The organism is Bradyrhizobium genosp. L, assembly GCF_015624485.1.
Taxonomy (GTDB): domain Bacteria; phylum Pseudomonadota; class Alphaproteobacteria; order Rhizobiales; family Xanthobacteraceae; genus Bradyrhizobium.
In genome coordinates, this window is the sequence record NZ_CP061378.1 from 999,834 (window position 1) to 1,012,374 (window position 12,541).

The 12,541-nt window shown below is 62.2% G+C and carries 10 protein-coding genes and 2 pseudogenes; 8 read left to right on the forward strand and 4 right to left on the reverse strand.

Annotated elements, in window-relative coordinates; genetic code table 11:
- Positions 1–22: 22 nt before the first annotated feature.
- The 3 genes from IC762_RS04570 to IC762_RS04580 are packed head-to-tail and all read left to right on the forward strand — an operon-like array spanning position 23 to position 4,520.
- Entirely contained in the window at positions 23–1,807 is a 1,785-nt protein-coding gene (locus IC762_RS04570) for an ATP-dependent nuclease (RefSeq protein WP_195787456.1), read from the forward strand.
- Positions 1,794–3,611, forward strand: coding sequence for an ATP-dependent helicase (locus IC762_RS04575; RefSeq protein WP_195787457.1), 1,818 nt, complete (start codon positions 1,794–1,796; stop codon positions 3,609–3,611). The genes IC762_RS04570 and IC762_RS04575 overlap by 14 nt, the downstream gene beginning before the upstream one ends.
- A 3-nt stretch (positions 3,612–3,614) precedes the next feature.
- A complete protein-coding gene (locus IC762_RS04580) occupies positions 3,615–4,520 on the forward strand; it encodes a restriction endonuclease (protein ID WP_246801422.1) in 906 nt (301 codons plus the stop codon).
- Positions 4,521–4,635: 115 nt separating this feature from the next.
- Here the strand turns inward: IC762_RS04580 and IC762_RS04585 are convergent, their stop codons facing one another.
- From IC762_RS04585 to IC762_RS04595, 3 genes are read right to left on the reverse strand one after another with little or no spacing between them, the layout of a single operon-like run.
- Positions 4,636–5,361, reverse strand: coding sequence for an SOS response-associated peptidase (locus tag IC762_RS04585; RefSeq protein WP_195787458.1), 726 nt, complete (start codon positions 5,359–5,361; stop codon positions 4,636–4,638).
- A gap of 3 nt (positions 5,362–5,364) precedes the next feature.
- Positions 5,365–5,814, reverse strand: a complete 450-nt coding sequence (locus IC762_RS04590; RefSeq protein WP_195787459.1) for a hypothetical protein — start codon at positions 5,812–5,814, stop codon at positions 5,365–5,367.
- Positions 5,815–5,861: 47 nt separating this feature from the next.
- Positions 5,862–6,257 (reverse strand): hypothetical protein, encoded by a 396-nt coding sequence (locus IC762_RS04595; protein WP_195787460.1) that lies wholly within the window; start codon positions 6,255–6,257, stop codon positions 5,862–5,864.
- A 145-nt stretch (positions 6,258–6,402) separates the two neighbouring features.
- On the opposite strand from IC762_RS04595, the gene IC762_RS04600 reads away from it, so the two are divergent.
- Positions 6,403–7,335 (forward strand): Ku protein, encoded by a 933-nt coding sequence (locus IC762_RS04600; RefSeq protein WP_195787461.1) that lies wholly within the window; start codon positions 6,403–6,405, stop codon positions 7,333–7,335.
- Positions 7,336–7,505: 170 nt separating this feature from the next.
- Positions 7,506–8,121 (forward strand): annotated as a pseudogene (locus tag IC762_RS04605) (cell envelope biogenesis protein TolA).
- Positions 8,122–8,148: 27 nt separating this feature from the next.
- Here the strand turns inward: IC762_RS04605 and IC762_RS04610 are convergent.
- Positions 8,149–8,412 (reverse strand): hypothetical protein, encoded by a 264-nt coding sequence (locus IC762_RS04610; RefSeq protein WP_195787462.1) that lies wholly within the window; start codon positions 8,410–8,412, stop codon positions 8,149–8,151.
- A gap of 168 nt (positions 8,413–8,580) precedes the next feature.
- On the opposite strand from IC762_RS04610, the gene IC762_RS04615 reads away from it, so the two are divergent.
- From IC762_RS04615 to IC762_RS04625, 3 genes and pseudogenes are all read left to right on the forward strand, one after another.
- The gene (locus tag IC762_RS04615; protein ID WP_028153819.1) at positions 8,581–8,763 is read left to right on the forward strand and encodes a hypothetical protein; all 183 of its coding nucleotides are present in this window, start codon (positions 8,581–8,583) and stop codon (positions 8,761–8,763) included.
- A 437-nt stretch (positions 8,764–9,200) separates the two neighbouring features.
- Positions 9,201–10,160 (forward strand): annotated as a pseudogene (locus IC762_RS04620) (ArdC family protein); the annotation flags it as partial.
- A gap of 100 nt (positions 10,161–10,260) precedes the next feature.
- The gene (locus tag IC762_RS04625; protein ID WP_195787463.1) at positions 10,261–12,378 is read left to right on the forward strand and encodes a ParB/RepB/Spo0J family partition protein; all 2,118 of its coding nucleotides are present in this window, start codon (positions 10,261–10,263) and stop codon (positions 12,376–12,378) included.
- Positions 12,379–12,541: the final 163 nt, after the last annotated feature.

The following is a 12,541-nucleotide window of genomic DNA, read 5'->3' on the forward strand; positions in this document are numbered from 1 at the left end:
AAAAGAAAGCAGGGAGAGAAATGTGCGTATTTCGCGGGTAAAAATCAGCAACTTCGCGAATTTCTCGGAGATCGACGTCGAGACTGGCGAAAGCATCGTCATCGTCGGTGAGAACAAGGTTGGCAAGAGCAACTTCGTCCGTGCGCTGCAACTGATCCTCGACCCTGGTCTTTCTGAACGTGATCGGCAGCTCGGGCTTGAGCATTTCTGGGATGGCTTGGGAGAAGACAAGCTCGGGGAAACGATCGAGGTCGCGGTCGAGCTGACCGACTTCACGGGCGATCCGCGGTTGATGGCGCACCTCAACGACTGCGTGGTCGATCCGGGGCCGCCGATGGTTGCGCGTCTCACCTACCGTTTCCAACCGAAGGCCAATCTCGGGCGGGATCCGGAGAGCCTCGCCGACTATGAATACATCGTTTTTGGCGGCAACGATCCGGAGATGTCCATCGGGCCGTCGCTGCGACGGATGCTTCCGCTCGACGTGCAGGTCGCGTTGCGCGATGCCGAGAAGGATCTGTCGAGCTGGCGCAATTCGCCGCTAAGGCCTTTGATCGAGGAACTGGCGACCTCTCTCGATGAAGACGCGCGGGCCGAAATCCAGGAGCAGGTCAACAAGGCGCAAGCCGAGTTGGTCAGCCATGATGAAGTGGTCGCAACCGCCGAGCGGATCGGCCAGCGGCTGATCGCGATCGCCGGCGAGCAACATGCGGTGCCGTTGACGCTCGGCCTCGCGCCGACCCGGGTTGATGCGCTGCTGCGCAGCCTGCGTCTCCTGATCGACAATGGTGCGCGCGGCATTTCCGATGCCAGCCTTGGGACCGCCAACCTGATCTTCTTGGCGCTCAAGAGCCTGGAACTCGATCGGCTCGTGACGGATGGCGAGCGCGACCACACTTTCTTTGTCGTCGAGGAGCCGGAAGCGCACCTTCACCCGCACATCCAACGTCTGGTTTACCGCTATTTCCTCGGCCGCGGCGGGGATGACGAGGAGCAGACGCCGCCACTCACAACCATCCTGACCACGCATTCGCCGCATATCGCGAGCGTCACCCCGATCCGGTCGGTCGTGCTGCTTCGTCAAGACGCGGCGACAAATGCGACGATCGCCGTTTCGACGGCCAAGGCGCCGCTCGACGAGCGCGACGAGGCGGACCTCCAGCGCTACATCGACGTAAGCCGTGGCGAGATCTTCTTCGCTCGCGGAGTCATCCTGGTCGAGGGCGACGCGGAGCGGTTTCTCGTGCCTGCCTTCGCCGAGGCGCTGGGCATTCCGCTCGACATGCTGGGCATCACCGTATGCTCGGTCAGCGGCACGAACTTCACGCCCTACGTCAAGCTACTGGGTCCCGAGGGCCTCAACATTCCGCACGTCATTTTAACCGATCGCGACCCGAACGGAACGAAACCTCCACTGGTCCGACGTCGCCTGATCAATGTCCTGCGGTTGGTCGAAGACGGCGTGAACTATACGCCTCTGGATGCCGACGCCGTTATCGCGCGTGCGGAGGCGTTCGGGTATTTCGTGAACAGCAACACGCTCGAGCTGGAGCTGTTCGCCGGCGGCCTTGCTGAGGCGATGCAGGAGGTCATCGAACAGGAGTTATCGATCGGTCAAGCGACGCGCGACCTGATTCAGGGATGGGTCGACGACACCGACACTCTCGACGAGGAGCAACTGATCAAGATCATCGAGCGGATCGGAAAAGGGCGCTTCGCGCAGGCGCTGGCGCCGTACGTCGATGAGGATACGTGCCCGGACTATGTCCGGCAGGCGCTGGAGTATATCCGCGATGCCGTTACGTAGCGTCAGCGCTGCCTATCTTGCCGAAGCGGGCGATCTGGCCGGCAACCCGGGTCAGCAGGCGGCCTATGACTCGACGGGAAACTGTGTCGTTCTCGCGGGGCCTGGTAGCGGCAAGACCAAGACGCTGGTTCTCAAGCTCGCGCGGATCATGGCGGAGGACGTCCGCGCGCCGCGCGGTGCGGCGTGCATCACCTATAGCCAGGAATGCGCGCGCGAGCTGACACGCCGGCTCGAGCGATTGGGCCTGCGCGAGGCGCCCAATCTCTTTGTTGGTACAGTCCATGGTTTCTGCCTGAGGCATCTCCTCATGCCCTATGGACGGCTTGCCGATCTTCCGGTGCCGTTCCCGCTCGCCGTGGCCACGCAGAGGCAGAGCGACCAGGCGATGAAGCGCATCGGCGATCGACTGTTCGGCGTTGGCCACCCGAACAAGCCCATGGACCTTGGGCGGCATCGACGGTCGGTCCTCGACAGAACGTCGATCGCCTGGACCAACGAGGCGGAGCTCGCCGCATGGGCGGATGGATATGAGGCCGAGCTGCGTCGGTTGGGTCTGATCGACTTCGATGATCTCGTGATCTTCGGACAGCGACTGGTTTCGGAGCACGACTGGGTGCTCCCGCTGCTTCAGGCGAAATTTCCGGTCCTCGCGGTCGATGAATATCAGGACCTCGGCGTGGCGTTGCATCGCATCGTCAAGCGTGTGGCCTTTGATGGCGGCATTCGGCTCTTTGCGGTGGGAGACTCCGACCAGTCGATCTACGGCTTCACCGGCGCCGACGGAGCACTGCTCCAAGAGCTGGCCGAGCGGGATGATGTCGAGCGGGTTCAGCTTCAGCTCAACTATCGTTCGGCGTCGCGCATCGTCAGCGCGTCCGAAATGGCGCTTGGCGAGGCCCGCGGGTATCGGTCGAACGACCCGGACCGGCAGGCGGTCATCGAATTCGTCCAATGCTCCGATGGTCTTGAAGGACAGGCCGCGCAAGCAGTCGCCGAGATCATTCCAGCAGCTCTCGCCGCCAAGCCCGGACGCGCGCTTGGCGACATCGCCATTCTGTACAGGGATTATCGGGTCGGCGAAGTCGTTGCCGAAGCCGTCGCTGCTGCGGGCTTCGATTTCGTTCGCGTTGACACCGCGGCTCCCTATCGGAAGGTTGCGCTCACGAGCTGGATCGAGGACTGCGCCGCCTGGTGCTCCGGCGGTTGGCGCGAGGCCCGGCCACAGTTGCGTGGTCTGCTCGACCGCTGGCTCGGATTTCATCGTACCCGGATCTCCGAAGTCCAGGCGCGAGATGAATCCCAGCGTCTGACGCAGCTTCTGTGGTCCCTTCGCGTCGAGAAGGGACTCGCTCGGGATTTCGTGACCGGCATGCGAGCAGATATGCTCGATGCGCTAATGGCGGCCGAGCCCAGTCTCGCTGATCAGCGCGAACAAGTGGACCGCATGTCGGCGGCTCTCGCCGTCGGCGGACCGCTGGCCGATCTCGACCTTGCGAGCCTTGGCGGTCGCGACGGCTCTCCGCTGCACCTGAACTTGTTGACGCTGCACTCCGCGAAGGGGTGCGAATACGATGTTGTGATCATGGTTGGTCTCGATCTAGGGAGTTTGCCCTGGCGCAATGAATTGCCCGCCGCCCGCCGCGAGAGCCGGCGGCTCTTCTATGTCGGCCTGACACGCGCTCGGGACGAAATCCATATGCTCTACTCTGGCTACGTCGACACGGGCCGCGGCAGGATGCATTGGGGGCGCTCTCCTTTCCTGGATGAACTTGAAGCGCGGATGGAGGAGGCCGAAGGCGAGTAGTCAATGATGTCATTTCGAGAAGCTCAGACGGTCGAAGATCTGGCGGACCTCCTCTACGATTTCCTTCCCGGGAGCGGCAACAACCGGACTGCCTTTCCGCTCGCCGCCGCACAGGCAGGAGTCGGCGATCTGTGGATTCCTGGCAGCAAGCGACCCGCGATCGTGCAGCTCTTGAGCACGACGCTAGAACAGCGCCGGTCATGTTTTACGAAGTTGATCGTGGCGATCGTCCGCCAAGCGATGACTTACCGGCGCGGAAAGGGCAATCCACTGAGCCGAGAGGAGATCGATCGGCTCAATAGCCTTCTTCCCGGCGTGCAATTCAAGATTCCAGAGCTGCTCGATCCGAGCTTCCTCAGCAGCTTCGGCTCGCCGAAGGCGACAGAAACTGCGCCGCGGGCGTCGTCGACACTGAGCGCGGAGAAGGCGCAGGAGCTCGCCGCGCTGCTTATCGAGATCACGAAGCTCGATCCGCAAGCACGGGGCTTGCGCTTCGAGGGCTTTCTCAATGAGCTATTCGCCGGTTTCGGCCTCGCGCCACGTGGCTCTTTCCGACTCGTCGGCGAGCAGATCGACGGCAGCTTCAAACTGCACGGTCAGACCTACCTGGTTGAAGCGAAATGGCACGGGCCTCAGATCGGCTTTGGCGACCTGATGACCTTTTCGGGCAAGGTTGGTGGAAAGGCGTCCTGGTCGCGCGGCCTGTTCGTTAGCAATTCCGGATTCACGGCGGAGGGGCTGGAGGCGTTCTCGCGTGGACGGCAAACGAACCTCATATGCGCTGACGGGCTAGACCTTTATGAGGTGCTCTCGCGCAAGGTCTCGCTGATCGCGGCTTTGGAAGCCAAGGAACGCCGTGCCGCCGAGACGAACAGAGCATTCGTGGCCGTGCGGGACCTGAATCTATAGGGGAGTTGATCGGGCTTGGATCGTGATGACGGTATAAGCAACGATTGCAGGCTCCGGCGTGTCGTAGTGCGGCATACATAAGGCATCCATATCGACATGGATGCTGTCTCGTCGGTCACATTGTGGACCCTGCCGGGTCTTCCTTGACGCCGCGGGCGACGATCCGGAGCGTTCCGTCGGCAAGCGGACGCTGCAGCTTCAGGGCCTCGTCCAGAGGGGCTGTCATCCAGGTCTCGACTTCGTCCGGCGTCGTCAGGATCACCGGCATCGCCTTGGGGTGGATGGCGCCGACCTCGGCGTTTGGCTCGGTCGTGAGAAACGCGTAGAGGTCGTTGGTGGTCTCGCCTTCCTTGACCTTCCGGACAGACATCCAGTTGGTCCAGATGCCGGCGAAGCAGGTGAGGGGACGGGTCTCATCGAGCGCGAACCAGATATCGCCGCCCTCGGCCTTGTTGAACTCGCTGAAGGAGTTGAACGGCACCACGCAGCGGTTTTCGGGTCCCAGCCATCTCGTCCAGTGCTTGCTCTTCACGTTGCGGATGTTCGTCGTGCCGCCGTCCGGCTCCATCCGCAGCAGCTCCTTGAAATCGACGGCCTTGCCCTTGGTCTGCAGCTTCTCGGCTCGTTTCTTGGTGGCGTCCATCAGCGCTTTTGACGACGACGGCATTCCCCAGCGCGCCGTAGCGAGTTCACGGCCCCCGGGTCCGTTGCGAACGATTGGTGCCTTGTAATCGGGAAACACACCGGGCATCGGCGCCAGATTGCCGACGTGTCGGTTCACGACGCGGAACAGTGCGCTGATCGCGGCTTGGTTGGTCGTGATCGAGTAGAGGTTGCACATCGGTCAGGCTTCGGTCCGAGGGTGGCGCGGCTGCCAAGCCAATTGTAGCAGAGTCGCGGAAGGACGCCGGCCCGCCCTGGCGCATTTGCGGCAGCGCAGCCGGCTGGCGAGATCGTGCACGAAGGTGGTCGGCGGATGCTTCATCGCCGCGAGGTCAACGTCGCTCGGCGTCTTGCAGCGCGCGCACTGGATCTCCAGCCAGGGGAGGCCTCCATTCACCGCCTGGTCGATGGTGGGCGACGGATCAATCGGTTCTCCATCTGACCACATGCGTTCATTCCAACTCTCACATAGCAGCTTGTCCGCCTGCTGAATGAGCGCTTCCCCTTTCGCTCGCGTCTCCGCCGATCGGGTGGCCAGGATATTGGCCATTGCCCGCGCCTTGCCGAGCTCCTTCGCCAGAGCCTTGCGGTCGCCACCCGACAGGGGCGTAGGGTGATACTTCGGGGCCATCCGGACATCCAGGCGCAAAGAGGATCGGATCGGCGATCCAAAGCGGGCTACGGCGTCTCCAACATTGGCCAGCACCCGTCTTCTTCATGTCTCCCAGTGCGCTGCTGGCAGGTGTTGTCGATCAGCCGCTGCGCGACGTCCTTCCAGACCGCGTTGCCGCCATACAATCGGACTGCATCGGCAGTCTGGATTTCCACGGTTCGCTCGCAGCGGCGGCAGGAGACGCGCAAGACGTGACGCTGAATTTCCGAAAGACGTCGCTGCCGCATCTCGGCCCCGGTCGCGCCGGCGCGAGGATCTTTGAGGACCGATTCCCAGTATTCGGCCGGGAGCGGCGCATCTGGAGCCGCAGCGGGGAGAGTTGGCCTGCGAGCAGCTTCGGCGGCCAGTTTTTCCATCTGCTTTGGGGTCGGCATGCGCCAGCTCGCGGGTCGGTCGGTCATTCCGAATTAGAACATAAAGTGAACAAAAGTCGAGTCCGCTCAAGCCTGCGCCGAGAAAAAATCATCCTTTTGGTAGGGGCGCGGTGTCGGAACCAAGCCGGGCCGTTCGTCTTGAATCCAGCATCAGTATCGGAGTTCCCCCGCCATGGCCCCCCGCGCTAACTGGAAAGGCTTCCTGCGTCTTTCCCTCGTCACCTGTCCGGTCGCGCTCTATCCGGCCACGTCGGATTCCGAAAAGGTCTCCTTCAACCAGCTCAACCGGAAGACCGGCCACCGGATCAAGTACGCCAAAGTGGACGCCGACACCGGCGAGGAGGTCGCCAACGAGGACATCGTCAAGGGGTACAAGGTGGACACCGACACCTTCATCGAGGTGACGAAGGAGGAGCTGGAAAATGTCGCGCTGGAATCGACGCGAACCATCGAGATCGACGAGTTCGTCGACCGCAGCGAGATCGACCCGAGGTATCTGATCCGTCCCTACTACTTGGTGCCGGACGGAAAGGTCGGTCACGACGCCTTCGCCGTCGTCCGCGAAACGATCCGTGAGATGAACAAGGTCGCGATCGGACGGGTGGTGCTGACCAACCGTGAGCACATCATCGCCCTCGAACCCATGGACAAGGGCCTAATGGGAACGCTGCTGCGCTATCCTTATGAGGTGCGTTCTGCAGGCGAGTATTTCGACGATATTCAGGACGTCAAAGTCACCAAGGACATGCTTGATCTCGCCAAGCACATCATCAATCAAAAGGCGGGCCACTTCGAGCCGGACAAGTTCGAAGACCAGTACGAAACCGCCCTCATCGATCTCATCAACCAGAAGCGCGCCGGCAAGCCCATCACCGCGAAAGAGCGACCGCGTGGCGAGAATGTCGTCGATCTGATGGACGCGCTGCGCAAGAGCATTGGCGGCGAAAAGGCGGCAGCGACAGAGGCACCGAAGAAGCCAGCCAAGAAGGCGCGCAAGGCGACGGCCGGGCAGAAGGAAATGCTGATGCCGATTGCCGGCAAGAAACCGGCCAAGGAGGCCGTGGCAAGGAAGCCGGCGGCCAAACCGCAGCGGAAGTCGGCTTAAGGTATCCTTGCGGTGGGTTCACGGGAAGCTCGCTCCGACATGCCGGATGCGTTGAGATATTTCCCGGGCCGGCCGCTCTGTTCGCCCGCTTTGGACGTTCTCTGATCCCGAGCTAGACAGCACGGCTGATCGAATGGCAGCGTCAGGAGGTCGGTGCGGGGAAGCGTCTCATGGCGAGAAAACTGAAGACCTACCAGACCTCGCTGGGCTTCTTCGATCTGGCGATTGCTGCTCCCTCCATGAAAGCGGCTCTGGAAGCGTGGGGCGCAGACAGCAATCTCTTCCACCAGGGCGCGGCGAAGGGAGAGCCACGACCCGGACGTCATCGCCGCGACCATGGCAAAGCCCGGCGTCGTTCTCAGGCGACCGGTTGGAACCGACCGACCTTTCAGCGAACATGCCGAGCTGCCCACCGATCTTGGCGGCGGCGGACCAACGAAAGCCGCCCGCAAGTCGAAAGGCCCAAAAGCGAAGAAACCTTCCTCTCGCCCCGTCGACAAGGCTGCGGAACGAAAGGCCGCTCTCGCCTTCGAAAAGGAGGAGAAGCGGCGCCAGCTTGAACAGGCGAAGGAAGAGACTGCCAGGCAGAAGGACCGTGAACGCCGTCAGCAGGCCATCGACAAGGCGCAAGCTGCGTTGGACAAGGCCGCGCAGGAGCACGTGAAGCGGGCCGCCGTCATCGAGGCCGAGGTCGAGGCTCTCGAGAAGAGATCGCAAGCCGAAAAAGCCTGCTGGGATAAGGAGAAGGAACGATTGGAAGCGACGCTGCGGCGCGCGCGGGGTTAGCTTCCGTCATGCCCGGCGCCGGTCCTTCTAATCAGGAGGACATTCTGGGCAGGTATCACCGATCGAGTTCAGCACGTCGCGAATCTCGGCCGCCGCTGCATCAGGGGAGACGCCTGCGGGCGGGTCTACGCGGGCGATATCGATCGCTCGCTCCCATGCATGCGGATCGGCGCGGTCCTGCATCCAGCCGTGCTCCTCGCATTCGCGGATGGCACCAGCTTCCCGGAGCACGTCAATCGCCCATCCGCGCATTGTCCGTATCGCCGGTCTTCGTTCACTTGTCATCAGCATAGGAAGAGCTCCTGATACGGCGAATCGTTTTATCCGTTATTCGTTCCGGCCGATAACACATGGCTGGGATTCGCAATGGTGGGAACTCAGGGTTTGGAGTGCTAGCGCAGTGTAGGCGACTCACGCTACCCATCATTCTCAACCACCTCACTGCACAATGGGAATGATATGGTTGCTGCCACCCGTGAACTGCCGGCCTCTGGTTACGCGCTTGAAGTGGACGGCCGACTGAAAGCCGAATTTGCAACCAGAGACGGCGCCAGGGCAGGTGGAGAAGAGCTCAAGAAACGTTTTCCCATGCTTCAGATCAGGATCTATGACGCGCAGACGAATGCGCGCGAGGAAATCTAGATCCTCCGACTCAAGTCTTTGCGCTCCTTCTTGCGCGCGTGCGGCTTCCGCCGCACCGGGCTCTCGTGAACCGAGCCGCTCCGCGTCTCGGCCATCCGGCTTCGATCCCTCGCGCAAGGGCTGCGGAGCTCCTCGCCGGGGGCACTCGGGAAAGGGGCTCGCCTGCGGCGATCGCTATCACTGCCCCGTTCCCGGGTGCCGCTGTTGAACCGGTCTCGTCGCTGCACTCGGTCCCGCGTGCCGCCTTCGGCGTCGCTATGCTCACGCTCCTGCGGGTGCCGTTTCTCGAAGGCGATGCGCCGCTGGCGCACGCCTGATACGGCCTGCGGCCTAAGGCAGATTGCGAAGAGGCTGAGAGTAAGAGTGCAGGCTGGGTTTTTCCGTGACGGGTTACAAGCTGCGAGAGAGGCTCGCGGCGCCCGTCGCGGAGACCCGCGATGTCAAACCGTACTGCTTGCGCGCGCGCCGGCCAGGACCGGGCGAACCTCTATAGCGAAATTACCGACAAGATCATTGCCGAGCTTGAGGCCGGACGCGTGCCCTGGGTTCAGCCTTGGGGTACGGCCGCGGCGAAAGCGCCGCTCGCCATGCCGAAAAATGCGTCGACCAACCGGCAATACAGTGGCGTCAACATCCTCATCCTTTGAGGAGCCGTGATCGAACACGGATTTGCAGGTCAAAGTTGGCTCACCTTTCGTCAGGCCCTCTCGCTCGGCGGCCACGTGCGCAAGGGAGAGCGCGGCACCACAGTCGTCTACGCTGATCGTTTCGTGCCGGATGACGAAAAGCGACGCGCCGCTGAGACCGGCGAAGACGCGCAAGCGATTCCATTCCTCAAACGCTTTACCGTTTTCAACACCGATCAGTGCGAGGAACTGCCCGACAACATTGCCACCGCTGCGCCGCCACCGCCGGCTGGCCTCATCGAACCCACGGTCGACGCCCTGATCAAGGCCAGCGGAATTCCATTTCGGATTGGTGGAGATCGCGCATTCTATGTCACAGCCGAAGACTATGTACAGGTCCCACCGCCGCAGGCCTATTTTGAACCCATCAACTGGCACCGCACAGCGCTGCATGAACTCGGTCATGCGACTGGACATCCCTCGCGCCTCAACCGCGACCAAAGCGGATCCTACGGTACGAAGAAATATGCCTTCGAGGAGTTGGTTGCCGAATTAAGTTCCGCGTTCGGCTGCGCGTCGCTCGGGATCGCGCCGACCGTGCGCCATGCCGACTATATCGGCTCCTGGCTCGAAGTCCTGCGCGAAGACAATCGCGCCATCGTGCGGGCCGCCTCGCAGGCGAGCAAGGCCGCGGACTATTTGCTCGGCTTCGTTCCCGGGTCCATTGAGTCCGCGTCGCTGGATTCGGCTGTCGCCGATCACGAGGCGGCGGGATGCTTGGCCTCGCGCGAGAGTGAGAGGAGGGGAGGCTGTTCGCGACGGGTTGGAAGCCGAGAGAGAGTCTCACGGCCGCCCGTCGTGGAGAGCCAAAATGACGAAAGCCGTACAAAAGATCGCGCTGTCGCCTTCCCGGGATATTCCGTTCAACAAGCTCGTGCTCAGCCAGTCGAACGTTCGCCGCGTCAAGGCCGGTGTCTCGATCGAACAGCTAGCCGAGAGCATCGCGCAGCGTACGCTTCTGCAAAGTCTAAGTGTCCGGGCCGTCGTTGATGCAGATGACAACGAGACCGGCATGTTCGAGGTGCCGGCGGGCGGCAGGCGCTATCGTGCCCTCGAGCTTCTGGTGAAACAGAAACGCATGTCAAAGACGCAGGCGGTGCCGTGCGTTGTGCGCGAAGGGGGCATTGCCGCGGACGATTCGGTGGCGGAGAACGATGAGCGGGTCGGTCTGCACCCGCTCGATCAGTTTCGGGCCTTCCAGACTCTCCGCGATCTCGGCCTGACCGAGGAAGACATCGCCGCCCGGCACTTCGTGAACCCTGCGATCGTGAAGCAGCGGCTGCGGCTGGCGTCGGTGTCGCCGAAGCTGCATGAGGTCTACGCCGAAGACGGCATGACGCTCGAGCAACTCATGGCGTTCTCGGTCGTAGCCGATCACGCCCGCCAGGAGCAAGTCTGGGAGAACGTCAGCCGTTCCGGTTATGACGAGCCTTACCAGATCCGCCGACTGCTCACCGAGAACACCGTGCGCGGGTCCGATCGCCGGGCGCAGTTTGTGGGCCTCGATAAATATCAGCACGCGGGTGGCGGCGTTCTGCGGGATTTGTTCGAGCACGACGACGGCGGCTGGCTTCAGGACGTCGTGTTGCTCGACCGCCTCGTAACCGAAAAGCTCAAAGCCGAAGCTGAGACGATTGCTGCCGAAGGCTGGAAGTGGATCTCAGTCGCCGTAGACTTCTCCTACGGTCACACTCAAGGCCTACGAGAAATCGAAGGCAGACCTGTCGATCTCTCGCCTGAGGAGCAGGCCACCATCAATGCGCTGAACACCGAGCAGGCCAAGCTGGAAACCGACTACCAGGATGCCGACGAATTGCCCGAAGAGGCCGATCAGCGTCTCGGCGAAATCGAGTCGGCACTGGCGGCATTTGAAGACCGGCCGATGCTTTACGAACCGACCGAGATCGCCCGAGCTGGTGTCTTCATCAGCATCGATTCCGAAGGACGCCTCTCCGTGGACCGGGGTTACGTCCGGCCGGAGGACGATGTGCAGGAAACTGATCCTGATGTCGGGCAGAACGCCGACGTGTCGTCGACTGAAGGGCAGGAGCCTGGCACTTCAGTTCAGCGCACGATCATCGCAGTCGCAGGTGGCGCTCCTGATGCCGAAGAGGATGATGGGGACACGGCCAAACCTCTGCCGGATCGGCTGATCACCGAGCTGACGGCGCATCGTACGCTGGCATTGCGGGATGCGCTGGCAGAAAATCCTGCGATCGCGTTTCAGGCGGTGTTGCATAACTTCGTGCTGACGGCCTTTTATCGGTTCGCATCAACCGGGAACTGTCTGGAGATCGGCCTTCGTACACCGACCTTTCCTGCCCAAGCTCCCGGGCTGAGGGAAAGCGCGTCTGCGAAGGCTGTCGAGACGCGGCATGAGTCCTGGAAGGCACGGTTGCCGAAGAGCGAAAACGATCTCTGGGATGCGCTCACGGCTCTTGATGGTGGTGCACAGGCATCATTGTTCTCCCACTGTGCATCATTTGCGGTCAACGCCGTCTACGAGCCGGCCAACCGCTACAATCAGAGCCGTGTCTCCGCTCACGGTGTCCGCACGCGTCTCGACCAAGCTAATGTGCTTGCGCGCGCGGTCGGGCTCGACATGGTGCAGGTTGGCTGGCGGCCGACCGTCGACAACTATCTCGGCCGGGTCACCAAGCCGCGAATTCTGGAGGCGGTGCGGGAAGCCAAGGGCGAGTCGTCGGCACAACTGATCGACCATATGAAGAAGGCTGAGATGGCAAAGGAGGCCGAGCGTCTACTCGATGGTTCGGGCTGGTTGCCAGAACCGCTGCGATCCGTCGACTCGAGCGTGTCGTCGGTTGAACAGGAGGGTGAAACGGGCGCTCTGCCCGAATTCCTCGCCGACGATGAGGACCGAGAGAATGCCGGCGACGATCACCCGCAACAGCTCGACGCGGCTGAGTGACACAGCGCGGGATGGCTCCGGCCATCCCGCAGTTGCTTGGGGACCGGTGTGCAGCGCCGGTCCCTATTTTTGTGGGCGAGCGCCGAGAGGGAGAGCCGGGCCGGGAAGGGTTTGAGCCGTTGGGTCAAAGGAGAGCGCCTGATGGTTCGACCCGTTCCCGCTC